21 protein-coding genes and 1 other RNA gene are annotated in these 23738 nt (G+C 45.1%); 17 read left to right on the forward strand and 5 right to left on the reverse strand.

The window, feature by feature from the left end:
* Positions 1–13: 13 nt before the first annotated feature.
* Genes queF through ilvA form a run of 3 tightly spaced genes read right to left on the reverse strand, consistent with a single transcriptional unit; the run spans position 14 to position 3307 of the window.
* Positions 14–841 carry an NADPH-dependent 7-cyano-7-deazaguanine reductase QueF gene (gene queF, locus ABWP14_RS07415; protein WP_353202340.1) on the reverse strand — a complete coding sequence of 276 codons (828 nt, stop codon included), beginning with the start codon at positions 839–841 and terminating at the stop codon, positions 14–16.
* Positions 842–867: 26 nt separating this feature from the next.
* The gene (locus ABWP14_RS07420; protein ID WP_353202341.1) at positions 868–1776 is read right to left on the reverse strand and encodes a 5'-nucleotidase; all 909 of its coding nucleotides are present in this window, start codon (positions 1774–1776) and stop codon (positions 868–870) included.
* Between the two features lie 10 nt (positions 1777–1786).
* Positions 1787–3307, reverse strand: a complete 1521-nt coding sequence (gene ilvA, locus ABWP14_RS07425; RefSeq protein ID WP_353202342.1) for a threonine ammonia-lyase, biosynthetic — start codon at positions 3305–3307, stop codon at positions 1787–1789.
* Between the two features lie 134 nt (positions 3308–3441).
* Here ilvA and ABWP14_RS07430 point away from each other — a divergent pair, with 134 nt between their 5' ends.
* The 13 genes from ABWP14_RS07430 (at position 3442) to rnpB (ending at position 19257) form a co-directional block, all read left to right on the forward strand.
* Positions 3442–7281: a DUF3683 domain-containing protein gene (locus tag ABWP14_RS07430; RefSeq protein WP_353202343.1), complete on the forward strand. Its 3840-nt coding sequence runs from the start codon at positions 3442–3444 to the stop codon at positions 7279–7281.
* The gene (locus ABWP14_RS07435; RefSeq protein WP_353202344.1) at positions 7282–7668 is read left to right on the forward strand and encodes a gamma-butyrobetaine hydroxylase family protein; all 387 of its coding nucleotides are present in this window, start codon (positions 7282–7284) and stop codon (positions 7666–7668) included. It begins immediately after the preceding gene.
* The gene (gene ubiE / locus ABWP14_RS07440) at positions 7668–8411 is read left to right on the forward strand and encodes a bifunctional demethylmenaquinone methyltransferase/2-methoxy-6-polyprenyl-1,4-benzoquinol methylase UbiE (RefSeq protein ID WP_353202345.1); all 744 of its coding nucleotides are present in this window, start codon (positions 7668–7670) and stop codon (positions 8409–8411) included. The genes ABWP14_RS07435 and ubiE overlap by 1 nt, the downstream gene beginning before the upstream one ends.
* A 65-nt stretch (positions 8412–8476) precedes the next feature.
* Positions 8477–9385 carry a Tim44 domain-containing protein gene (locus ABWP14_RS07445; RefSeq protein ID WP_353202346.1) on the forward strand — a complete coding sequence of 303 codons (909 nt, stop codon included), beginning with the start codon at positions 8477–8479 and terminating at the stop codon, positions 9383–9385.
* Positions 9386–9438: 53 nt separating this feature from the next.
* Positions 9439–10059, forward strand: coding sequence for a ubiquinone biosynthesis accessory factor UbiJ (locus ABWP14_RS07450; RefSeq protein WP_353202347.1), 621 nt, complete (start codon positions 9439–9441; stop codon positions 10057–10059).
* Between the two features lie 4 nt (positions 10060–10063).
* Positions 10064–11650, forward strand: coding sequence for a ubiquinone biosynthesis regulatory protein kinase UbiB (ubiB, locus tag ABWP14_RS07455; RefSeq protein ID WP_353202348.1), 1587 nt, complete (start codon positions 10064–10066; stop codon positions 11648–11650).
* Between the two features lie 53 nt (positions 11651–11703).
* The gene (locus ABWP14_RS07460; protein WP_353202349.1) at positions 11704–12357 is read left to right on the forward strand and encodes a DUF502 domain-containing protein; all 654 of its coding nucleotides are present in this window, start codon (positions 11704–11706) and stop codon (positions 12355–12357) included.
* A gap of 15 nt (positions 12358–12372) precedes the next feature.
* Entirely contained in the window at positions 12373–14172 is a 1800-nt protein-coding gene (aspS, locus tag ABWP14_RS07465) for an aspartate--tRNA ligase (RefSeq protein ID WP_353202350.1), read from the forward strand.
* 21 nt (positions 14173–14193) lie between these two features.
* Positions 14194–14637 carry a dihydroneopterin triphosphate diphosphatase gene (gene nudB / locus ABWP14_RS07470; protein WP_353202351.1) on the forward strand — a complete coding sequence of 148 codons (444 nt, stop codon included), beginning with the start codon at positions 14194–14196 and terminating at the stop codon, positions 14635–14637.
* 38 nt (positions 14638–14675) lie between these two features.
* Positions 14676–16499 carry an ABCB family ABC transporter ATP-binding protein/permease gene (locus ABWP14_RS07475; protein ID WP_353202352.1) on the forward strand — a complete coding sequence of 608 codons (1824 nt, stop codon included), beginning with the start codon at positions 14676–14678 and terminating at the stop codon, positions 16497–16499.
* Between the two features lie 9 nt (positions 16500–16508).
* Positions 16509–17846: a glycerate kinase type-2 family protein gene (locus tag ABWP14_RS07480; protein ID WP_353202353.1), complete on the forward strand. Its 1338-nt coding sequence runs from the start codon at positions 16509–16511 to the stop codon at positions 17844–17846.
* Entirely contained in the window at positions 17839–18894 is a 1056-nt protein-coding gene (gene pyrC / locus ABWP14_RS07485; RefSeq protein ID WP_353202354.1) for a dihydroorotase, read from the forward strand. The genes ABWP14_RS07480 and pyrC overlap by 8 nt, the downstream gene beginning before the upstream one ends.
* Positions 18895–18950: 56 nt before the next feature.
* An RNA gene (rnpB, locus tag ABWP14_RS07490) (RNase P RNA component class A) lies at positions 18951–19257 on the forward strand.
* Here the strand turns inward: rnpB and ABWP14_RS07495 are convergent.
* Positions 19258–19680, reverse strand: coding sequence for an OsmC family protein (locus ABWP14_RS07495; protein WP_353202355.1), 423 nt, complete (start codon positions 19678–19680; stop codon positions 19258–19260). It abuts the RNA gene before it with no gap.
* Between the two features lie 406 nt (positions 19681–20086).
* On the opposite strand from ABWP14_RS07495, the gene rplM reads away from it, so the two are divergent.
* From rplM to erpA, 4 genes are all read left to right on the forward strand, one after another.
* A complete protein-coding gene (gene rplM, locus ABWP14_RS07500) occupies positions 20087–20515 on the forward strand; it encodes a 50S ribosomal protein L13 (protein WP_353202356.1) in 429 nt (142 codons plus the stop codon).
* A 9-nt stretch (positions 20516–20524) separates the two neighbouring features.
* Positions 20525–20926: a 30S ribosomal protein S9 gene (gene rpsI, locus ABWP14_RS07505; protein ID WP_353202357.1), complete on the forward strand. Its 402-nt coding sequence runs from the start codon at positions 20525–20527 to the stop codon at positions 20924–20926.
* 120 nt (positions 20927–21046) lie between these two features.
* A complete protein-coding gene (gene argC / locus ABWP14_RS07510) occupies positions 21047–22105 on the forward strand; it encodes an N-acetyl-gamma-glutamyl-phosphate reductase (RefSeq protein ID WP_353202358.1) in 1059 nt (352 codons plus the stop codon).
* Positions 22106–22184: 79 nt separating this feature from the next.
* Complete coding sequence (gene erpA, locus ABWP14_RS07515) at positions 22185–22559, forward strand: iron-sulfur cluster insertion protein ErpA (RefSeq protein ID WP_353202359.1); 375 nt, start codon at positions 22185–22187, stop codon at positions 22557–22559.
* Between the two features lie 9 nt (positions 22560–22568).
* On the opposite strand, the gene ABWP14_RS07520 is transcribed toward erpA, so the two are convergent.
* Positions 22569–23699 (reverse strand): anhydro-N-acetylmuramic acid kinase, encoded by a 1131-nt coding sequence (locus tag ABWP14_RS07520; RefSeq protein ID WP_353202360.1) that lies wholly within the window; start codon positions 23697–23699, stop codon positions 22569–22571.
* Between the last annotated feature and the right edge of the window lie 39 nt (positions 23700–23738).

A 23738-nucleotide genomic window follows, 5' to 3' on the forward strand; every position in this document is an offset into this window, starting at 1 on the left:
TACAAGGGGTTTTTTATTGTCGAGAGTGGCGAGTATTTTCTGGCCAGGGTGCATTGTGATCCGTGCGGAAGGGATTGATGTCTAATCCACCGCGTCTGGTGTAGCGCGCATAGACAGATAACTTATCTGGTTTGCAATAGCGTTTGATGTCACTAAAAATAGTTTCTACACAATGCTCATGAAACTCACCTAGTTGTCGAAAACCAATCAGATAACGCAATAAGCCTTCCTCAAGAATGGGGCGTCCTTGATAACGGATTTGAACGCTAGCCCAGTCTGGTTGGCCAGTCACAGGACAGTTCGATTTGAGTAAGTGGGAAACAAGACATTGCTCGATGGGACCAAAATCTTCGTTGACACCTAACAAGTGGGGGTCGGCTGGAATATGGGGGTCAATTTCAATATCAAGGCGATCCAGTAAAACCCCACCCATTTCTTGTATCCCTTTTTTGGCAATTGCTTCGGTTGGATTGATTTTAGTAGTGATTTTGCTGCCGGCTACTTTAGATAAGTCAGCAATCAATCGCTCACGTAATTGGTTCTCATCTTCGAAGCGTGTGTTGTTCAGGCTATTGAGATAGAGTTTAAAAGACTTGGATTCAATCATCTGAGGTGAGTCAGCAGGTATCTGAAACTCAGCTAATGCAATTTGGGGTTTACCTTTGTGATTTAACCAACTGAGTTCAAATGCATTCCAAATATCAACGCCAACGAATGGTAAGGCTTGTCCTTCTTTGAGACCTAATTTCAGGCGGTTTTCTGAGCGTGGAATTGGGTATAGCAAGCCAGGATCATATTGTTCTGGATATTGCGTAGCTTGACCAAGTGGTAATGTTGCCATGGAATCAGTAACTGAGTCTGTGCTGCTTAGTTTTTAGGTTGATTAGATACACCCGAGACGACATGTCCTGTAGGTGCAACAGTTGCGGCAGACTGGCAATGGCCGGTTTGATCATCAAAGAAAAAGTCGGGCTCAAATTCTCGTAGGAATTCGCTTTTCGATAAGCCACCCAAGAACATGGCTTCGTCCACATCAATGCCCCAAGCCATCAAAGTACGAATCGCTCGCTCATGCGCTGGCGCTGAACGGGCAGTCACTAAGGCCGTCCGAATGCGCATGCCGTTCTCACTAGTTGAGCGCTGCAGTCTATGAAGCGCTTCTAGTAATGGTTTAAATGGTCCTGGGGGCAGGGGAATATCAACCTTTTTACTTTCATGATCAACGAAAGCTTCAAGCCCTTTTTTCTGGAAAACTTGCTCGGCTTCATCGGAAAACAGTACCGCATCTCCGTCGAAGGCGATACGGATTTCATTAGGATGAGATTCAGCTGTTTTACTAGATTCTGGATACACACGCGCAGCAGGAAAGCCCGCATCAATTGTTGCTCTAACATCATCTTCATTGGCTGACAAAAAGAGATTGGCATGTAAGGAGCGCAGATAGTGATAAGGTGGACGACCCCGTGTAAATACACCACGCTCTAGGCGCAAGCCATGATGTTCTGCGGAACGGAAAACCCGTAGTCCACTCACAGGGTCATTGCGCGAGAGAATTACCACCTCTACACGCTGCTCGCCCTCTTCATTAAACGCGAGTAGTTTTTTGACTAAAGGAAAAGCGACTCCGGTCCGGGCGGCGACACCAAGGCGCTCAAGCTGTAATTTCATGTAGGCGCTGTCATCAGAAGATTCAAAGATACGATTTTCTTCTTCGAAATCGAAGAGGGCGCGAGAGGAAATCGCAACAACGAGTTTTCCGGTTAGTGTGAACGACATCTTAAAAATTTCATTTTAGAAATAGGCGATAAGCAGGATTATGAGTTTCATTCCAGTAAGGATAGCCAAGAGTGGTTAAGAATTTCTGGAATTTCTGTTGCTCATTCTTGGGTACTTGAATACCAATCAAGATACGGCCATAGTCAGCACCATGATTGCGATAGTGAAACAGGCTGATATTCCAGTTGGGCGCCATGCTAGTTAAGAATTTCATCAGGGCCCCTGGACGCTCTGGAAATTCAAAGCGATAAATCAATTCATCCTTAGCAAGTACTGAATGTCCGCCCACCATATGGCGTAAATGTGATTTGGCTAATTCGTCATGCGTAAGGTCAATCGTTGCAAACTTCGCTTTACGAAAATGTTTAGCAATCGCTTCACTGTCCCCAGCCTTTAGGGTGCTAATCCCAACAAAAATATGGGCTTCACTTTGATCGCCAATACGATAATTAAATTCAGTGACATTGCGCTTGCCAAGTAACTCACAGAAGCGTTTAAAGGAGCCACGCTCTTCAGGAATAGTGACGGCAAATATGGCTTCACGGAATTCACCTACATCAGCACGCTCAGCCACAAAGCGTAAGCGACTAAAGTTCATATTGGCACCGCAGGCAACTGCAACTAGAGTTTTCTTCTTGGTGTGATGTTTTTCAACGTACTTCTTCATGCCTGCGATGGCTAGGGCGCCAGCTGGCTCCAAAATGCTTCGCGTATCAGTAAAGACATCATTAATAGCAGCGCAGATTTGGTCTGTATCAACCGTCACAATTTCATCAACCACCTTTTTACAGATACGGAAAGTTTCTTTGCCAACCAACTTTACTGCAGTGCCATCTGAAAATAAGCCTACATCTTTCATTTCAATACGCTTATTTGCTTTAAGTGAGCGATTCATGGCATCGGAATCTGAAGCTTGAACGCCAATCACTTTCGTTTTTGGGCTGACTGCTTTGACGTATTCACCAATACCAGAAATAAGACCGCCACCTCCAATAGCAACAAACACAGCCTCGATTGGTTCTTGATGTTGTTGAAAAATTTCTTGAGCAATCGTTCCCTGACCAGCAATGACATCGGGATCATCAAATGGATGGACAAAAGTAAGTCCACGTTTTTTCTCTAATAGTTCTGCATGTTTGAAGGCATCGCTATACGACTCACCATGCAAAATCACCTCTACCCAAGAGCCACCCCGTGCTTTGACCGCATTCATTTTGAGACTCGGTGTGGTGATTGGCATCACAATCACGGCTTTGCATTTCATCTTGGCAGCAGATAAAGCGACACCTTGGGCATGATTTCCAGCGGATGCGGCAATCACTCCACGTTTGAGGGCCTCAGAGCTTAAATGGGCCATTTTGTTGTAAGCACCGCGTAGTTTGAAGGAGAAAACCGGCTGGTTATCCTCTCTTTTCAGCAGTACCTGGTTACCTAAGCGCTTACTGAGTTCCGGGGCTAGTTGGAGCTCAGTTTCTCTAGCCACGTCATAGACGCGAGCTGATAAAATTTTCTTTAAATAGTTCGTTGCCATCCAATGAGCGTAACACGGATGAGCTCTAAGCCCTTAAATTTGCAAGGGTTTATCTCTTGAGGCGACATCTTTCGATGTTTCCTGCCACTATCAAGCTTGCTCTATTAAAATGCTTATTTATCAGATATGTTGCCATGAACGCCCCATTAGCTTTGAACCAGTTGTTGGACGCAGAAGCGGACTTACCCCGTTTGCGTGAAATTCCCTATAACTACACCTCTTTTTCAGATAAAGAAATAGTCATTCGCCTATTGGGCGAGGAGTCATGGCGCGTTCTGAATGATCTTCGCGGGGTTCGCCGAACTGGGCGTTCCGCCCGGATGTTATTCGAAATCTTGGGTGATATTTGGGTTGTTCAGCGCAATCCATTTCTACAGGATGACTTGTTAGATAACGCTAAACGTCGCCAACAATTAATCGATGCTTTATGGCATCGCTTAGGTGAGGTGAAAAAACGCAATGCTGGCGAGTCTGCTGATCAAGTAGATATTTTATTGGGTGCTGCAGATCGCGCTATAGAAAACTTTGAAAATGGGTTTAAAGAAGTTGAGCACATTCGAAAGCGTGCTCGAAAAGAATTAGCTCGTCATACCGCTGCAGACAATATTTGCTTTGATGGAGTGTCGCGCGCTGCCCATGTGACTGATGCTACAGATTGGCGTGTTGAGTTCCCCTTAGTCATTTTGAAGCCAGATTATGAATCTGAAATTCCTGGTTTAGTAAAAGCGTGTGTTGAGTTAGGTCTCACGATCATTCCTCGTGGAGGCGCTACAGGCTATACCGGTGGAGCAATTCCGCTCTATGCGATGTCTGCAGTGATCAACACTGAGAAGCTAGAAGATATTGGTAGCGTAAAGAGCATGCGCTTACCAGGGCATGCTCACGAAGTACCGACGATTTTTACCGGAGCCGGGGTCGTAACGCGCCGAGTTTCTGATGCTGCTGAGCATGCAGGGCTTGTGTTCGCAGTTGATCCCACTTCTGCGGATGCTAGTTGTATTGGCGGCAATATCGCGATGAACGCAGGTGGCAAGAAGGCTGTTCTTTGGGGTACTGCTTTAGACAACCTAGCTAGCTGGCGCATGGTTGATCCTGATGGCAATTGGTTGGACATTGAACGTCTTGATCACAACTTGGGAAAAATTCATGAAGTAGAAAAGGTGCGTTTTCAGTTAACTTGGTCTGATGGAATAAAAGAGCCGGGCGAGCGCATCCTAAAAACAGAATTACTCGAAATAGAAGGAAAACGTTTTCGTAAAGAGGGTTTAGGCAAAGACGTTACTGATAAATTTTTATCTGGCCTACCTGGTGTACAAAAAGAAGGTTGTGATGGGTTGATTACTAGCGCAACCTGGGTGCTGCATCGCATGCCTCAATATATGCGGACCGTTTGCTTAGAGTTTTTTGGCCAAGCGCGTGAAGCCATACCCAGTATTGTTGAAATCAAAGCCTATCTTGATGGCCTCAGTAAGCAGGGTGGCCCAATTTTGGCCGGCCTAGAACATCTGGATGATCGCTATTTAAAGGCAGTGGGCTATTCAACTAAATCTAAGCGTAATGGTTTGCCTAAGATGGTATTAATAGGCGATATTGCGGGCGATGATGAGGAGGCTGTTGCGTCAGCCACTAGTGAGGTAGTGCGTATGGCCAATCTACGAGTTGGCGAAGGCTTTGTGGCTGTTAGTCCTGATGCTCGTAAGAAATTTTGGTTAGATCGCGCTCGCACGGCTGCAATTGCTCGCCATACCAATGCTTTTAAGATTAATGAAGATGTAGTGATCCCATTGCCACGCATGGGCGAGTACACAGATGGAATAGATCAAATCAATATTGAGCTATCCCTCAAAAATAAATTACAAGTTCTTGATGGGCTCGAAGCATTCTTGAGAAAGAGCTCATTACCGCTTGGTAAAGGCGATGAGGATTATGAAGTACCTACTGCAGAAATTTTGGGAGATCGTGTACAGCAGGCCCTAGAGCTGATACAAACAGTGCGCCTGCGTTGGTCTGAGTGGCTGACTCAGATGAATACGTATTTTCCGCAATTACAGAGCCATAGTTTGCGCGCCTCCTGGAAAGAAGAAATTCGCGCTGAGCTACGAATTATTTTTGGTGGCTTAGCATTTGAGCCAATTCTGAATGAGCTTGAGGCAATTCATAAAAAGATTTTGCGTAAGCGCGTCTTTATAGCGCTCCATATGCATGCTGGTGACGGTAATGTACACACTAATATTCCCGTGAATTCGGACGATTATGAAATGTTACAAGATGCTCATCGTGCAGTAGATCGCATCATGAAATTTGCACGCTCTTTGGATGGTGTGATTTCTGGTGAGCATGGAATTGGCATTACAAAACTGGAATATCTGACCGAAGCTGAATTGAAAGATTTCCGAAGCTATAAAAATCGTGTTGATCCAGAAGGTCGCTTTAACAAGGGCAAACTCATGCCTCATGCTGATCTCAGTATGGCCTACACACCTAGCTTTGGTTTGATGGGTCATGAATCGATCATCATGCAGCAAAGCGATATCGGAGCGATTGCGGATAGCATTAAAGATTGCTTGCGTTGCGGTAAATGTAAGCCAGTCTGTGCTACGCATGTACCACGTGCAAACTTGTTATATAGCCCCCGTGACAAAATTTTGGCTACTTCATTATTGATTGAAGCCTTCTTGTATGAAGAGCAAACTCGGCGTGGTGTATCTATTCGCCATTGGGAAATGTTTGATGACGTGGCAGCACACTGTACGGTTTGTCATAAGTGCTTGACACCTTGTCCGGTCAAAATTGACTTCGGTGATGTCAGCATGAATATGCGCAATCTTCTGCGGAAGATGGGTCAACAACGCTTCAATCCCGGTACAACTGCATCGATGTTCTTCCTTAATGCTACGAGTCCAGACACCATTAATCTTACCCGTAAGATGATGATTGGCTGGGGTTACAAATTACAGCGCTTGGGCAATGATGTGCTGCGTAAGTTTGCAAAACAACAAACTGCACATCCACCAGCAACTGTCGGTAAGCCTAGTGTTAAAGAGCAGGTTATCTTCTTTGTAAATAAGAAAATGCCTGGTAATCTGCCTAAGAAAACTGCACGTGCATTACTAGACATTGAAGATGCGAACTATGTCCCAATCATTCGCGACCCTAAGACTACTTCTGCAGATACTGAGGCAGTATTTTATTTCCCAGGCTGCGGATCTGAGCGTCTCTTTTCACAAGTGGGCCTAGCAACTCAAGCGATGTTGTGGAATGTGGGGGTTCAGACAGTCTTGCCTCCTGGCTATTTATGCTGTGGCTATCCACAACGAGGTAATGGCGACTTTGATAAAGCTGAAAAGATGATCACAGATAACCGGGTGTTATTTCATCGGGTTGCCAATACTTTGAATTATCTGGATATTAAGACGGTGGTGGTATCTTGTGGCACTTGTTATGACCAACTAGCAGGCTATCAGTTTGAACAGATCTTCCCAGGCTGCAGAATTATTGATATTCATGAATATTTGCTAGAGAAGGGTGTAAAACTCTCGGGTGTTAGTGGAGTTAAATACATGTACCACGATCCTTGTCATTCTCCAATGAAGCTGCAGGATCCAATGAAGACAGTGAATGAACTGATTGAAATGGAAGATGGCAATGCGATTAAAAAGAATGATCGTTGTTGTGGTGAGTCGGGTACTTTAGCTGTGACTCGTCCAGATATTTCTACCCAAATACGTTTTCGTAAACAAATTGAAATGGAAAAAGCAGCCAATGATCTGCGCAAAAACGACTTTACAGGTGAAGTGAAGGTTTTAACAAGCTGCCCATCTTGCTTGCAAGGTTTAGCGCGTTTTGATGCTGACAGTGGCACTTCCGCTGACTACATTGTGGTTGAAATGGCTCAAAAATTACTTGGCGAGAACTGGATGAAAGATTATGTGGAAAAAGCAAACCACGGTGGCATCGAAAGGGTGTTGGTTTAAATGATTCCAAAAAATATCGTAGTGCATCAGCAATCTAAAGTTTTAGAGCTTTCCTATGAAGACGGTAAAAGCTATCGTCTTCCTTTTGAGCTTTTGAGGGTGCTGTCTCCCTCTGCAGAAGTTCAAGGCCATGGCCCAGGACAAGAAACCTTACAAACTGGCAAACGAGAGGTGCTGATTGCCAATATTGAGCCAGTTGGTCATTACGCTGTAAAGCCTAGTTTTTCAGACGGGCATGAATCAGGCCTGTACTCTTGGGATTATTTACGTTTCTTGTGTGATAACCAAGATCAGTTGTGGCAGGAGCATTTAGATAAATTAGCTGCTGCTGGTTTGGATCGGGACGCACCCATGCCTAATTCAGGGCATTCTTGTGGAAGTCATTAATGAGTAAAACCCATTTCGGCTATCAAAGCGTTGATGAGGCAGACAAGGCCGGCAAAGTTGCCGAGGTTTTTCATTCGGTTGCTAGTAAATATGATGTGATGAATGACTTTATGTCATTTGGTTTACATCGTGTTTGGAAGCAAATGACGATTGCTCGTGCGCAGGTTAGGCCTGGTCAAAAAGTTTTAGATATCGCTGGGGGTACTGGAGATTTAGCAGCCGCCTTTGCAAAAGCAGCTCAATGGGGAAGTAATTCAGAGGCACAAGTCTGGTTAAGTGATATTAATGCGTCCATGCTGGAAGTTGGCCGTGATCGTTTATTAGATCGTGGAATGGCCCTGCCTTGCGTTCAGTTTGATGCTGAGCAGATTCCCTTTCCCCACAACCATTTTGATTTGGTGACGGTGGCATTTGGACTCCGTAATATGACCCATAAGGAGGTTGCTTTAGGTGAGATGTTGCGCGTCATTAAGCCAGGCGGCCGTGTGCTGGTATTAGAGTTTTCAAAGCCAGATGCTTTCTTGCAGCCGGTTTATGATCTGTATTCTTTTAAGGTTTTGCCATGGTTGGGTGAGAAAATTGCCCAAGATGCTGAGAGTTATCGCTATTTGGCTGAATCGATACGGATGCACCCTGACGCTAACACTTTGAAGGAAATCATGCTTGGAGTGGGTTTTGACGAGGTAGAAACCCATAAAATGACTAGGGGTATCGTTGCGCTGCATATTGGTATTAAATACTAATAGTTGTCTAATATTTAAAATTCTAGAGTTAAAGAAGTAAAGCAGTTATAAAGGGGTCAATGAACATGAACAAACATTTTTTTAAAGCAGCTCTACTCAGCATTACTTTGGTTTTTTCCACAGTAGGTTATGTTGAGGCTGCACGCTTGGGTGGTAGCAAAAGTATTGGCAAAGCGCCTAGCGCTCCAATGCAAAAACAAGCAACGCCAGCGCAAAAGCCTGCTCAACAAGCTCAGCCAGCAGCTCCTGCTGCCGCTCCTGCTGCTGCACCTAGTCGCTTTGGCGGCATGGGTGGAATCTTAGGTGGTTTAGCAGCGGGTCTTGGAATCGGTTATTTACTTTCCCATTTTGGTTTGGGTGAAGGGGCCGCTTCTTTGATTACTGGTCTATTGATTGCCATGCTTGCTGGTTTTGCAATCATGTTTGTGATTAAGAGATTGTTGCCTGCAATGTCTGGTGCTGGCAGAAATGCTAATTTGCCAACAACAGGAATGCAGCGCACTTCACAGGAGCAAGCGCCGCGCCAGGAGCCTGCCTTTAGTCCTGCAGCTGGTGCACTTGGAGGATTAACTACTGAGCCTGAGCAATTCCAGTCAACGCTTCCACCAGGATTTGATCAGCACGCCTTTTTGGAAAATGCAAAACAGTATTTCACTAATTTGCAAAAAGCCTGGGATCAAGGCGACTTAACATCCTTGCGTGAATTTACAACGCCAGAAATGTTTGCCACGATTCAGCAGGATTTAGCTGGCCGGACAGATGGCTCTAACCAAACAGATGTGATTAGCATCAATGCTAGCTTATTAGGTATTGAGACAAATGACGCACACTACTACTGCAGTATTCAGTTCAGCGGGATGATTCGTGAGCAGCTAGGGGCGCCTGCAAATAATTTCTCTGAAATCTGGAACCTTAGTAAGCCAGTAGAAGGCCCTGGGGGCTGGGTACTGGCAGGGATCTCCCAGTTGGTTTAAGCTTGACGTAGTTTCCATTGGAAAACCCGCACTAGTGCGGGTTTTTTACACTCATGAACACAAGTTTTCCATCTACCCATGTAATGACTACTGGCGCCCTATGCCGAGCGATTAATCACGTTCTGAGTAGTGAGCCCTGGGCAATGAATCAGCTTGTAAAGCATGCTAAAAAAACAATTCATCTTCAACTCCCTCTTGGTGAGCTGAGTTGTGAGATTGGTCCAACGGGTTTGTTACAAGCTTTAAAGCAGGTAGATTCGCCCTCGCTGACCCTCGCAGTGTCAGCTAAAGCACTAAATGATTTGGCGGGTAGCTCTGGAAGTTTGCGTGAGCAGGCATTTAAAGCAGTCAAGATTACTGGCGATGCTGATTTAGCACAGTTGATCGGGCATCTTGCAGGACAGCTGCGCTGGGAGTATGAAGAAGACTTGGCGCGCCTTGTAGGAGACGCTCCAGCCCATTTTGCGGTCAAGCAGGGTAAGCGGCTGGTGTCTGCAACTTACTCTGCGGCCAGTGATTTGCGGGACAATCTGGTCGAGTACCTTAGTGAAGAAAAAAAAGTGCTCATACATCAACGTGATTTCATGATTCGTAAATCTGAATTAAATAACTTGCGTGATGCTGTAGATCGAATAGAAAAAAGAATCCAACTCTTAGAGCAAAAGGCTAAATAGAACCGTGCGTCGAATTGCTCGTCTTTGCTATATTTTCTTAACTGCTTGGCGCTTTGGCTTGCTACCGCTTTTGCGTGATCTATTAAAGCCAGGCATTCGCCGTAGCTTATTAAGTGTTCTTTGTTGGATTTCTCCCGGAAAACATTTATCAAGAGGTGAGCGTATTCGCTTAAGCCTTGAGGCATTAGGTCCTATTTTCGTTAAATTTGGACAAGTACTTTCTACCCGCCGTGATTTATTGCCAGAAGATATTGCAAATGAGTTGGCGAAATTACAAGACCAAGTGCCACCTTTTTCAAATGAGGAGTCACGTCGTTTAATTGAGAAGGCTCTAGGACAGTCTATTGAAGAGATCTTTATCAGCTTTGATGCAACCCCGGTTGCCAGCGCCTCAGTTGCTCAAGTCCATTTTGGAATATTGCGCGCTACTGAGAAGCATCCTGAGTGGGAAGGCGAGGCTGTAGCCATCAAGGTTTTGCGCCCAGGGATTTTGCCAGTAATCGATGGTGATTTGGCTTTGATGTATGACTTAGCCAAAATTATTGAGAAGACCTCAGAAGATGGGCGACGTTTGAAGCCGCGCGAAAATGTTTCTGAGTTTGATACTTGTTTACATGATGAATTAGATCTGATGCGTGAGGCGGCTAATGCAAGCCAGCTCCGCCGTTATTTTGTAGACTCCACAATGCTGATGATTCCAGAAATGTATTGGGATTTATGCCATACCAATGTCATTGTGATGGAAAGAATGTATGGTATTTCGATTGGACGGCTTGCAGAGTTACGTGAAGCCGGGGTTGATTTTAAAAAGCTGGCCGCTGATGGTGTTGAGATATTTTTTACTCAAGTATTTGAGCATGGTTTTTTCCATGGGGATATGCATCCTGGCAATATCATGATTAGCTTAGAGCCTGAAACTTTTGGCCGTTTCATTTCTCTAGACTTTGGAATTGTTGGGGCGCTGAGCGAGACTGATAAAAATTATTTAGCACTGAATTTTCTAGCCTTCTTTAATCGTGACTACCGTCGCGTTGCAGAATTACATGTTGAGTCAGGATGGGTTCCAGCTGACACACGTGTGGAGGAATTGGAGGGTGCAGTGCGTTCTGTGTGTGAGCCCTACTTTGATCGCCCCTTGAAAGAGATTTCTTTAGGTATTGTATTGATGCGACTCTTTCAGACCTCGCGTCGTTTTAAGGTAGAGATTCAACCTCAACTGACTTTGTTACAAAAAACCTTATTGAATGTTGAAGGATTGGCGCGTCAATTAGATCCTGATTTAGATCTCTGGAAAACTGCTAAGCCTATTCTGGAAAAATGGATTGATAAGCAACTGGGTTGGCGTGGACTGCTAGATGGCCTAAAGGCTGAAGCGCCTTTGTGGGCCAAAATCCTCCCTACTTTGCCTCGTTTATTGGCTGATAGCTTAGCTAAGGCTAGCGCTAAGCAAAAGGACGAAAGTGGCGAATTAGAGCTCATTAGGGCTCTTTTGGTCCAGGAAAGACGAACCTATCGCCTATTAGTGGGCGCTTTGCTCTTTGGGGGCGGCTTTTTGGTGGGAATTTTGATCATTCGCCTAGGTGTTTATTAAGCTCTACCTACTGAGGCGCCTAAACCGCTAAAATAATGGGTTAGGCGGAACACATGAAAAAATACTTTATCGCAGGCATCTTGGTTTGGGCACCATTGGCAGTCACCATTTGGGTGATTTCATGGGGCCTGGGTTTGCTCGACGGCGTATTTGGATCAGTGATGCATGCAATCATTGTAGTTCTGCCAAATAGCGCTACATCAGATGTTCAGCACTTCCGTGATATTCCAGGTCTTGGAATACTGATTGTGATTTCCATCATTATGTTAACCGGTCTTGTCGCCATTAGTTTTGCAGGTCAATGGTGGCTAAAAGTATGGGATAAATTTGTTCATCGTATTCCAATTGTCCGTTCGATTTATTCGAGTGTTAAGCAAGTCTCATCGACTTTATTTTCTGGAAACGGTCAGGCGTTTGGCAAGGCTTTATTGATCCGCTATCCCCATGCAGATTCTTGGGCGATTGCTTTTCAAACAGGGATACCAGCTAAAGAAGTCACCGCAAAGTTAGGCGAAGATTATGTCAATGTATTTTTGCCGACCACTCCTAATCCTACCTCAGGTTTTTTCATGATCGTGCCTCGCTCACAAACGATTCAACTGGAGATGAGTGTGGAAGAAGCATTGAAGCATATTGTCTCAATGGGGTCTGTCCCACCCAATAGTTCAAGTGGAAAACCTGCAATTGGCTTACCACCCCATCTTTGATTTATAGGAAATTTTATGTCGATGCGAAGTCATACCTGTGGGCAGGTAACTGATTCACTGATTGGTCAAGAAGTTACTCTCTGCGGATGGGTTAATCGTCGTCGTGACCATGGTGGCATCATCTTTATTGACTTGCGTGACCATCAAGGTTTTGTGCAGGTGGTGTGTGACCCTGATCGCCCAGAAATGTTTGCGCTTGCAGAGCTAGTTCGTAATGAGTTTTGTATTCAGATAAAAGGCAAGGTGCGTGCGCGTCCAGCTGGCACAGAAAACACTGATTTAGTGAGTGGCAAAGTGGAAATTCTCTGTCATAGCCTAGTCATTCTGAATGCTTCTATCACACCTCCATTCCAGTTAGAGGATGAGAATTTATCCGAAACAACACGCTTAACCCATCGCGTACTCGATTTACGTCGCCCACAAATGCAAAAGAATTTACGTTTGCGCTACAACGTAGCGATGGAGTGCCGTCGTTATTTGGATGAGGCCGGCTTTATCGATATTGAAACACCGATGTTGACCAAGAGCACTCCAGAGGGTGCCCGTGATTACTTGGTGCCTTCTCGTGTACACGATGGCCAATTCTTTGCCTTGCCACAATCCCCACAACTTTTTAAACAGTTATTGATGGTGGCTGGTTTTGATCGCTATTATCAAATTACTAAATGCTTTCGTGATGAAGATTTACGCGCAGATCGTCAACCTGAATTTACTCAGATTGATTGTGAAACGGCATTCTTAAACGAAATAGAAATTCGCGATTTGTTTGAAAACATGATTCGCCATATTTTTAAGAAGACCATGAGCGTGGAATTGCCCAATCCATTTCCGACCATGGCTTATTCAGAAGGTATGGCACGTTTTGGCTCTGATAAGCCTGACTTGCGTGTGAACTTTGAGTTCACAGAGCTGACGGATTTGATGAAGGATGTTGATTTCAAGGTTTTCTCAGGCGCTGCTAATCAAGCTGGTGGGCGCGTAGTTGGTTTATGTGTTCCAGGTGGCGCCACAATTAGTCGTAGTGAAATTGATGACTACACACAATTTGTGAGCATCTATGGCGCTAAAGGTTTGGCGTGGATTAAGGTGAATTCTGTTGCCGAAGGCCGTAACGGCTTGCAATCTCCGATTGTGAAGAACTTGCATGATGCAGCGATTGAAGGCATTTTGAAGCGCACCGGTGCAAAAGATGGCGATATTATTTTCTTCGGTGCTGATAAAGAAAAAGTTGTGAACGATGCGATAGGTAATTTACGTTTACGTGTTGGGCATTCCGCTTGGGGTAAAGAGCATGGCCTCTTTACTGAAGCTTGGAAGCCATTATGGGTGGTTGATTTCCCCATGTTTGATTACGATGAAGGTGAAGCCCGTTGGGTAGCTTGCCATCATCCATTTACTAGCCCCAAAGATGAGCATCTGAAGTATCTGGAATCTGATCCAGGAAAATGTTTGGCTAAAGCTTATGACATGGTCCTTAATGGTAGTGAAATCGGTGGAGGCTCTGTACGTATTCATCAAAAAGTGATTCAAAGTCAGGTATTTCGCGCCCTCAAGATTGGTGCTGAAGAAGCGCAAGCTAAATTTGGTTTCTTATTAGATGCTCTTCAGTATGGCGCTCCTCCTCACGGTGGTGTTGCATTTGGTTTAGATCGTATCGTTACCATGATGACTGGTGCTGATTCGATTCGTGATGTGATTGCCTTCCCTAAGACCCAGCGTGCTCAGTGCTTGTTAACTCAAGCTCCTAGTCCTGTAGATGAGCGTCAGTTGCGTGAGTTACATATTCGTCTACGCCAAGCTGCGCCCGCTGCTTAAATTAGTTCAGCAGTACTCATCTTGAAAATCCCTATTTCGGTTTTAGTAGTCATTTATAAATTGAATGGGGATGTTTTATTGATTGAACGTGCAGATCGTAATCAATTCTGGCAATCCGTCACTGGAAGCCTAGATGCTACTGATGAAGCTTTAGCCCAAGCTGCAAGCCGTGAAGTATTTGAAGAAACAGGCATATCGATAGAGGTATTGCCCCCTGAATCATTGCAGAATATGCATCATCAGATTGAGTATGAAATCTATCCCGCATGGCGTTTTCGCTATGCTCCAGGTGTTACCCGAAATACCGAGCATTGGTTCTCCTTAAAAGTTCCTGATGACATTCAGATTCGGCTTGCTCCAAGGGAACATGTTGCCTATCAATGGCTGCCTTATCAGGATGCGGCTAAGCAATGTTTTTCTCCTAGCAATGGCGAAGCAATTCTGAAATTATTTTCAGGACTTTGACATCTGAAGAATGATAGAATAAGGAATAAGATAGAGCGATGAGACATTCATCGGGGCACCATCGTATTAGCGCAGATTCAAAAACACCTCAAAGAGGTGATTGGCACGTCATCCGTGATCTCTTGCCCTATCTCTTGGAGTATCGCTTTAGAGTAGCTTTTGCTTTGAGCTGTTTGATTGCAGCTAAGTTTACCAATCTAGGTATTCCTATCTTAATGAAAGAGTTGATTGACTCTTTAAACATTAAAGCAAGCTCCCCTCAGGCCCAGCTTGTGGTGCCGGTTAGCATCATTGTTGCGTATGGTTTATTAAGAATTTCTGCCTCGGTATTTAATGAGCTACGTGAGGCTGTATTTGCCCGCGTGACACAAAATGCTGTTCGTAAGGTTGCCCTCCAGGTTTTTGAGCATTTGCATTCTTTAGCGCTCAGTTTTCATTTAGCTCGTCAGACTGGTGGCGTCAGTCGCGATATTGAACGCGGTACGCGCGGCATTCAGTCGCTGATTTCTTACTCTCTTTACAGCATTCTTCCGACTCTAGTTGAGTTCTGTTTGGTACTGGGTTACCTTGCCTATTCTTATGACATCTGGTTTGCAGCAATTACCTTAGCAGCCTTAGTTTTATATATTATTTTCACGATTGTCGTAACGGAATGGCGCACGCATTATCGCCGTACCATGAATGATATGGATTCCAAGGCCAATCAAAAGGCAATCGACTCTTTGTTGAACTTTGAAACAGTGAAGTATTTTGGTAATGAAGCCTTTGAGGCGAATCGTTATGATGAAAACTTATTGCGTTATCAAGTAGCGGCGGTCAAGTCACAAAAAACATTAGCCGTTCTCAATTTAGGCCAGCAAATTATTATTGCCGTTGGTTTGGTATTGATATTGTGGCGTGCTACTGTTGGGGTCATTAATGGCACTATGACCTTGGGTGATCTTGTCTTGGTTAATACACTCATGATTCAGTTGTACATCCCTTTAAATTTCTTGGGTGTGATTTATCGAGAGATCAAACAAGCTTTAACAGATATGGATCGCATGTTTTCTTTACTTAATACTGATAAAGAGATCGCTGATTCACCGGATGCAAAAGTGTTACAGATCCATAATCACGGCTTAGGCCCAGATATTCGGTTTGAGCACGTCTCATTTCACTATGAGAGCAAACGAGAAATCCTAAGAGATGTCAGTTTTAATATTCCTGCTGGAACTATTACAGCAGTCGTAGGTCAGAGTGGTGCTGGTAAAAGTACTTTAGCCAGATTGCTCTTTCGTTTTTACGACGTGCAGACTGGAAAAATATTAATCGATGGTCAAAATATTCAAGATGTCACGCAAGCTAGCTTGCGCAAAGCGATTGGCATCGTGCCGCAAGATACCGTTCTATTTAATGACACTATTGGATATAACATTGCGTATGGCAATCCTTCGGCCTCAATTGAAGAGGTGCATGAGGCTGCTAGAGCAGCACAGATTGATGGTTTTATTAAACGCCTACCGGATGGCTATGATGCACAAGTTGGTGAGCGGGGCTTAAAGCTCTCTGGCGGTGAAAAGCAGCGTGTGGCGATTGCGAGAACTTTACTAAAAAAACCTGCCATGCTGATTTTTGATGAAGCTACTTCGGCCTTAGATTCAAAAACCGAGAGGGCTTTTCAAGAAGAGCTACTGAGCTTAGCTAAAAATCGTACAACTCTTATTATTGCCCACAGACTGTCGACCATAATTCATGCTGATCAGATATTAGTTATGGACCATGGGCAAATTGTGGAGCGTGGAACCCATTTTGAGCTATTGTCCGCCAATGGTCGCTACAGTGAGATGTGGCAAATGCAAGAGCGAGCGACGCTTGATTAGAATAGCTAGATGACTCAATCCTTAAACACCGAAGCTATTCTGAAGGAAGCCTTTGCAGTAGCAGTAGCAGTGGCAGATCCGCAGTTAATTGTTCCGCAGTATTTAGCCAAGATCTTTCCGCCTGGACAAGAGCCTCGGGGAAGGTGCTTGGTGGTGGGGGCCGGCAAAGCGAGCGCCTCCATGGCAAGCGCATTAGAGTCTTATGCGAAAGTGCATTGGCCAAAGGTTGTGATAGAGGGTGTAGTGCTGACTCGTTATGGTCATAGCTCTCCAACAACCCATATCGAAATTGTTGAAGCAGGACATCCCGTTCCTGATCAGGCTGGCATGAACGGAGCTAAGGCAGTTTTAGCCCTAGCAAAACAGTTGCAAGCCGAAGACGTATTGATTGCATTGGTTTCTGGTGGGGGATCTAGTTTATTGACTTTGCCGCAAGAGGGAATCTGCATTGATGATATGCGCGCTACAACAGAAACTCTTTTACGAAGTGGTGCGCCAATTGAAGAAATGAATATTGTGCGTAAACACTTATCTGCGATTTTAGGAGGTAATCTTGCTAGGGTAGCTATGAGTCGAGGTGCACGAGTTGAAGCCCTATTAATTTCTGATGTTACTGGTGATCATCCTGCAGATATCGCCAGTGGTCCTTGTGCAGCTGACTATTCAACTTACCAGGATGCTCTGAATATTTTTGCAAAGTATCACCTTGGGAATGATGTCATTCCTGCATCAGTCATGAATCATCTTCTACAAGGTGCAGCTGGAAAAAAGCCCGAGACTTTAAAAGAACATGATTTGAAGAATGCACAAGTGACCAATCATGTCATCGCGACAGCTTATAAAAGTCTCGAGGCTGCAGCAGACTATGTTCGTAGTCAAGGTTATGAGCCTGTTGTATTGGGCGACACTATTACTGGTGAGGCCCAAGAGCTTGGGGTTGAACAAGCGAATCTAGTTCGCGAGCATTCAGCTAAAGGTGGTAAGCCCCTAGCGCTTATCTCTGGTGGTGAATGTACTGTAACGATTCCTCTGGGCATTAAAGGACGAGGTGGCCGTTGCAGTGAATACCTGCTTTCTCTTTTAGCCGCAAGCTCTGATTTGCCCAAAATGGCTGCTTTGGCAGCTGATACCGATGGAATTGACGGTAGCGAAAAGAATGCAGGGGCATGGTTTGACGGCGAGATTCGAAAAGCAGCTCAATCTCAGGGCTTAAAACCAGAAACATTTTTATCGGCACATGATTGTTATGGTTATTTTGCAGAATTAGGGGCTTTAGTAGAAACTGGTCCTACACTAACGAATGTGAATGATTTCCGTATCATCTTGATAGATCAATCAAATGCCTAATAGCCCTACAGAAATTCAACTCATCCAGCCAGATGACTGGCATTTGCATATTCGTGATGGCGCTGTCATGAGGGATGTGTTGGCTGATACCGCCAGACAATTTGCGCGCGCCATCATCATGCCGAACTTAAAGCCGCCCGTTACTACAGTGGAATTAGCCCATGCATATCGTTCACGGATAGAGGCGAACTTGAAATCTCTCGGCATCAATGACTTTGAGCCTCTAATGACTCTGTACCTGACAGACAATACTTCGGCTGATGAAGTTCGTAAAGCCAAGGCTGAAGGAATTGTCGGCTTCAAGCTTTATCCGGCCGGAGCCACAACCAATAGTGATGCTGGAGTAACCGATATTCGGCATTGCTACAAAGCGCTGGAAGCGATGCAGGAAGTTGGGATGCCATTTTTAGTTCATGGCGAAGTAACTCATGCGGAGATTGATATCTTTGATCGCGAAGCAGTCTTTATTGATCAAATATTGGAGCCATTGCGTAGCGATTTTCCACAGCTCAAAATGGTGTTTGAACACATCACCACTAAACAAGCTGCACACTATGTGCGTGATGCCCTTACAACAGGGGATACCATAGCAGCCACTATTACTCCGCAACATCTACTGATGAATCGTAATGCGATTTTTTCTGGGGGAATACGTCCACATAATTATTGTTTACCAGTGCTCAAGCGTGAAGAGCATCGTGTTGCACTATTAGAGGCTGCCACTAGTGGCAATCCCCGTTTCTTTTTAGGAACCGATAGTGCACCACATGCTAAGGGAGATAAAGAGGCGGCTTGTGGTTGTGCCGGTTGCTATAGCGCTTTTAATGCCTTAGGTTTATATGCTGAAGCATTTGAAAGCGTTAATCAGTTAGAAAAATTAGAAGGCTTCGCAAGTTTTTTTGGCCCTGATTTTTATTCTTTGCCGCGCAATAGCAAAAAAATTACCCTCAAGAAGCAAGCGCAAAGTATACCGCAGGAGTTGCCTTTAGGCGATGCCACGATTGTTCCGCTACGTGCCGGTGAAACGATTGCATGGTCACTGGTTTAAGCCAAACCTTTTAATTTCCGAACCAAATTAGTCTGACTGCGTTAGACTGCAGTCGCAGAGTCAATTGGGCAATCGCCGCCTCTTTAGTGAGGGGGAGGAAAGTCCGGACTCCATAGGGAAGGGTGATGGCTAACGGCCATCCACGGCGACGTGAGGAATAGGGCCACAGAGACGAGCGTATTTAGTTACGGTGAAACGCGGTAACCTCCACCTGGAGCAATCCCAAGTAAGCAGGCGATGAGGCGTCCCGCTGAGTCTGCGGGTAGGGAGCTTGAGCCGTCAGGTAACTGCCGGCCTAGAGGAATGATTGCCCCTAGATGCAAATCTAGGCGACAGAATCCGGCTTATCGATTGACTCTGCACTTATTCCGAAATGACTTGCACGCTGTAAGTGAGTTCAGCAGTTTTTGCTAGCATCGCGGTCGCTGAGCAATACTTTTCGTGGGAAAGCTTCACTGCTCGATCTACTTTGGCTTGATCCAGATCTTTTCCCTTCACTTCAAAGTGCAAATTGATTTTGGTGAAGACTTTGGGGTCTTCGCTAGCGCGCTCTGCTGTGAGGCTGACATTGCAAGCGCTGATCGCCTGACGGGATCTTTGTAGGATTAAAACCACATCAAAGGCTGAGCAACCGCCTGCACCTGCCAAAAGAAGCTCCATAGGTCTTGGAGCTAGGTTTTTGCCTCCTGCTTCTGGGGCGCCATCCATATTCATGAGGTGTCCACTCCCTGTTTCTGCCGAAAAAGCCATTCCGCTATTACCCAACCAAGATACTCGACATTCCATATAGCAAGCCCTAATTTGAAAATTAATCAATATTTTCAATAGTTTATCAATTTTCAAGAGATCTCAGTTGTTGCGTAGCAACATAAAACTCTTGATACCGATCAATTTTCTTGCACTGCACCACGTTTTTTATGTAGAATAACCATATTGGTAGTCAGTCTTATAGAAGACTGCGACTTACCTCCTAGTGTCTCCTCCACCCAAACAAAGGTGGATTCCAACCCAGGACTCGTTCCTGGGTTTTTTTTAGGATACAATTCAAGGCTTTACTGAATTACCGAACTAGTCAGCGGTAATTGTTTTACCAGTTAGATTTTAAAAAACTGCGAGCTTGCAAATATAAGCAGGGCCAAGGTGGACGCGGTGTGATTGGAGTATTTTTTTGACTATAACAATTTGAGAAATCATGAAAACTTTTTCTGCAAAATCCCATGAGGTAGTGCATGAATGGTTCGTGATTGACGCTACGGACAAAGTCCTCGGTCGTGTCGCCAGTGAAGTGGCACACCGTCTACGCGGCAAGCACAAGCCTGAATTCACCCCACACGTTGATACTGGCGACTTTATTGTCGTGATCAATTCATCTAAGCTGCGTGTCACTGGCACGAAAGGCTTAAACAAAATTTATTACCGTCACAGCGGATACCCAGGCGGTATTAGCTCGACTAACTTCGACAAGATGCAAGATCGTTTTCCAGGTCGCGCTTTGGAGAAGGCTGTGAAGGGTATGTTGCCAAAAGGCCCACTAGGCTATGCCATGATCAAGAAATTGAAAGTCTATGGCAACGCCAGTCATCCGCATGCGGCTCAACAGCCAAAAGCGTTAGAGATTTAAGGAAACCAAATGGCTATTAATTACGGAAATTGGAATTACGGTACCGGTCGTCGCAAGAGTTCTGTTGCGCGCGTATTCATTAAATCTGGCAAAGGCGAAATTATCGTTAACGGTAAGCCTATTGATACTTATTTTGCTCGTGAAACATCGCGCATGATTGCTCGTCAGCCTTTGGCTCTCACAGCCCACTTAACGACCTTTGATATCAAAGTAAACGTTTCTGGTGGTGGTGAAACTGGCCAAGCTGGTGCAGTTCGTCACGGTGTTACTCGTGCATTGATGGACTACGACATCACTTTGAAGCCAGCCCTGTCCAAAGCAGGCTTGGTAACTCGCGATGCCCGTGAAGTTGAGCGTAAAAAAGTTGGTCTGCATGGCGCGCGTCGTCGTAAGCAGTTCAGCAAGCGCTAATTTCTTTCAGTCGCTATTGTTTTTTGAAAGGGTCGCGCAAGCGGCCCTTTTTGTTTCTACAATCAAGGTATTCAGTAGTTTTATTAAAAACTACTCTTGGCCAGTATTTTGGAGAATGACATGATTAAGGTTGGCATCGTTGGCGGCACTGGATATACAGGGGTTGAGTTATTGCGTTTATTGGCGCAGCACCCCGAGGTAAAAATTGTTGCTATTACTTCTCGGACAGAAGCTGGTATGCCAGTGGCTGAGATGTTTCCATCTTTGCGTGGTCGCGTTGATCTGAAATTTACAACACCAGATGAGTCTAATTTAAACGACTGTGATGTCGTGTTCTTTGCAACCCCACACGGAGTTGCAATGGCACAAGCAAAAGAATTGCTGGCAAATAATGTCAAGATCTTGGATTTGGCTGCTGACTTTCGCTTAAAAGATGTGAAAGAATTTACCAAGTGGTATGGCATAGAGCATGGCTGCCCTGACATTTTGGCGGAAGCAGTTTATGGCTTGGCAGAGATCAATCGTGAGGCAATTAAAAAGGCACGCGTGGTAGGTTTAGCTGGCTGCTATCCCACCTCAGTTCAACTTGGCTTGGCCCCAGTACTGTCGCCGAAATCGACTGGTGGTAAACAATTGATTGATGGCAACCATATTATTTCTGATTCTAAGTCTGGCACTTCTGGCGCTGGGCGTAAGGCAGAGATCGGAACTTTACTCTCCGAGGCCAGTGATAACTTCAAAGCCTACAGCGTAAAAGGCCATCGCCATCTTCCTGAAATTGTGCAAGGCTTAAAGGCCATCGCTGGTCACGATCAGATTGGTTTAACTTTTGTGCCCCATTTGACACCAATGGTCAGAGGCATTCATTCCACCTTATATGTGCGTTTGACGGATGCCGGCAAAGATGTCGATTACCAAAAACTGTATGAGGATTTCTATAAAGATGAGCCATTTGTAGATGTCATGCCTCCTGGTAGTCATCCAGAGACACGCTCTGTGCGGGGCAGTAATGGCATCAGAATAGCCATCCATCGTCCAGGCGGCGCAGATACCTTAGTTATTCTGGTGGTTGAGGATAACCTAGTAAAAGGGGCATCAGGACAGGGTGTACAGTGCATGAACCTGATGTTTGGCTTGCCTGAAACGACTGGTTTGACCCAAATTGCCCTATCCCCTTGACGAATCAGAAATGACCCTTCAGCACGCTGGGCATTAAAAGCCTAAAATAAATGATCGCATTTTGAATTAGGAGTGAACCATGACTGAATTAGCTACGCAACCTGCACAAGATTTAGCTGAGCCACCAACTCCCTTGGTGTTCACAGATAGCGCTGCTGCAAAAGTGGCCGACCTGATTGCTGAAGAAGGAAATCCAGAATTAAAGCTACGTGTATTCGTTCAAGGTGGCGGTTGCTCCGGTTTTCAATACGGCTTCACCTTTGATGATGCTGTAAATGAAGATGACACTTTGTTTGAGAAGAATGGCGTTACGCTTCTAGTAGATACAATGAGCTTTCAGTATTTAGTTGGCGCTGAAATTGACTACAAAGAAGATATTAATGGATCACAGTTCGTGATCAAAAATCCAAACGCGACAACGACTTGTGGCTGCGGATCTTCTTTCTCTGCTTAAAGAAATTCTCTACGCAGGATAGTAAGCGCCTAGAATTCTAGGGCCCTTCGCTCCCGTAACGGCTGGCAAGTTCGCTGGCCGTTTTTCTTTATGGGCCCAAGCAAGCCAAGCAAAAGCGAGTCCCTCTACAAGCTGTGGATCCACTCCTAATGAGTCACTTGTCGTGATTTCTACAGCGTGTTTGAAGAAATCACTTGCTTTTATTTTGAGTAAATCTAGCAAGGCTATATTTTTTGCTCCGCCTCCACAGACAATCAGCTTGTGGGTTTGTGGGGCATGCACTAGCAATGATTCTAAGATTATGTGAGTAGTTAAATGCAATAAAGTAGCTTGGACATCCTCTGTTAGATAATTTTCTTCAGCTAGTTTTTCTTGTAACCATCCTAGATGAAAGTCATCGCGACCAGTACTCTTCGGAGGTGCTTTTGCGAAAAAGGGATCGGCAAGCATCTTCTGAAGTAATGCTTCATTTGATTTTCCCTGTGCTGCCCAAGCACCATTTTGATCAAAGAGATTTCCCTGTTGATCAAAGATCCAGGCGTCCATCAGCATATTGCCTGGTCCGCAATCAAATCCGCTGACTTCACCATCTTTGGGTAGTAAGGTGAGATTAGCTATGCCACCAATATTCACAATGGCCACATTATCTGTAGATGCAAATTGCTGCGCATGAAAAGCGGGGACTAGTGGGGCGCCATGACCGCCAGCTGCTAGATCCCGAGACCTAAAATCAGCGATAACATCAATCCCCGTTTTTTCAGCTAAAAGTGCTGCATTCAATGTTTGATGGGTATAGGCTAAGTTTTCACCAAGCTCTGGTTGATGACGAATGGTTTGTCCGTGAGCCCCAATGGCAACAATATCGCTGGCTTTAAGCCCCGCTTTTTCTAGTAATAAATAAACAGTTTGGGCGTAAGCAATAGCCAAGGCATTGGCCGCCTGTTTTTCTCGATGTAATTCATTTGGCCCGGGGCTTTGGAGTTCAATTAAGGCTATATGAAGCTCGGCTGAAAACGGCGCACTCACCGCTGCTTGAGCCTTGGTTTCGCCATTGGCCCCAATCTTGGCGAGAACGGCATCAATCCCATCTAGGCTGGTACCAGACATTAGGCCAATATAGAGGGAGTGGGGTTTGTTCATGGGGTTCTGGGTGTTAGTCTCAGGAGTGCGACAATTATG

This window comes from Polynucleobacter sp. (assembly GCF_040400325.1).
Classification (GTDB): domain Bacteria; phylum Pseudomonadota; class Gammaproteobacteria; order Burkholderiales; family Burkholderiaceae; genus Polynucleobacter.

Excerpts from the sequence above, each read along its gene's own strand:
- queF (WP_353202340.1), bottom strand. The coding sequence starts at position 841 with ATGGCAACATTACCACTTGGTCAAGCTACGCAATATCCAGAACAATAT.
- ABWP14_RS07420 (WP_353202341.1), bottom strand. The coding sequence starts at position 1,776 with ATGTCGTTCACACTAACCGGAAAACTCGTTGTTGCGATTTCCTCTCGC.
- ilvA (WP_353202342.1), bottom strand. The coding sequence starts at position 3,307 with ATGGCAACGAACTATTTAAAGAAAATTTTATCAGCTCGCGTCTATGAC.
- ABWP14_RS07430 (WP_353202343.1), top strand. The coding sequence starts at position 3,442 with ATGAACGCCCCATTAGCTTTGAACCAGTTGTTGGACGCAGAAGCGGAC.
- ABWP14_RS07435 (WP_353202344.1), top strand. The coding sequence starts at position 7,282 with ATGATTCCAAAAAATATCGTAGTGCATCAGCAATCTAAAGTTTTAGAG.
- ubiE (WP_353202345.1), top strand. The coding sequence starts at position 7,668 with ATGAGTAAAACCCATTTCGGCTATCAAAGCGTTGATGAGGCAGACAAG.
- ABWP14_RS07445 (WP_353202346.1), top strand. The coding sequence starts at position 8,477 with ATGAACAAACATTTTTTTAAAGCAGCTCTACTCAGCATTACTTTGGTT.
- ABWP14_RS07450 (WP_353202347.1), top strand. The coding sequence starts at position 9,439 with ATGAACACAAGTTTTCCATCTACCCATGTAATGACTACTGGCGCCCTA.
- ABWP14_RS07460 (WP_353202349.1), top strand. The coding sequence starts at position 11,704 with ATGAAAAAATACTTTATCGCAGGCATCTTGGTTTGGGCACCATTGGCA.
- aspS (WP_353202350.1), top strand. The coding sequence starts at position 12,373 with ATGTCGATGCGAAGTCATACCTGTGGGCAGGTAACTGATTCACTGATT.
- ABWP14_RS07475 (WP_353202352.1), top strand. The coding sequence starts at position 14,676 with ATGAGACATTCATCGGGGCACCATCGTATTAGCGCAGATTCAAAAACA.
- ABWP14_RS07480 (WP_353202353.1), top strand. The coding sequence starts at position 16,509 with ATGACTCAATCCTTAAACACCGAAGCTATTCTGAAGGAAGCCTTTGCA.
- pyrC (WP_353202354.1), top strand. The coding sequence starts at position 17,839 with ATGCCTAATAGCCCTACAGAAATTCAACTCATCCAGCCAGATGACTGG.
- ABWP14_RS07495 (WP_353202355.1), bottom strand. The coding sequence starts at position 19,680 with ATGGAATGTCGAGTATCTTGGTTGGGTAATAGCGGAATGGCTTTTTCG.
- rplM (WP_353202356.1), top strand. The coding sequence starts at position 20,087 with ATGAAAACTTTTTCTGCAAAATCCCATGAGGTAGTGCATGAATGGTTC.
- rpsI (WP_353202357.1), top strand. The coding sequence starts at position 20,525 with ATGGCTATTAATTACGGAAATTGGAATTACGGTACCGGTCGTCGCAAG.
- argC (WP_353202358.1), top strand. The coding sequence starts at position 21,047 with ATGATTAAGGTTGGCATCGTTGGCGGCACTGGATATACAGGGGTTGAG.
- erpA (WP_353202359.1), top strand. The coding sequence starts at position 22,185 with ATGACTGAATTAGCTACGCAACCTGCACAAGATTTAGCTGAGCCACCA.
- ABWP14_RS07520 (WP_353202360.1), bottom strand. The coding sequence starts at position 23,699 with ATGAACAAACCCCACTCCCTCTATATTGGCCTAATGTCTGGTACCAGC.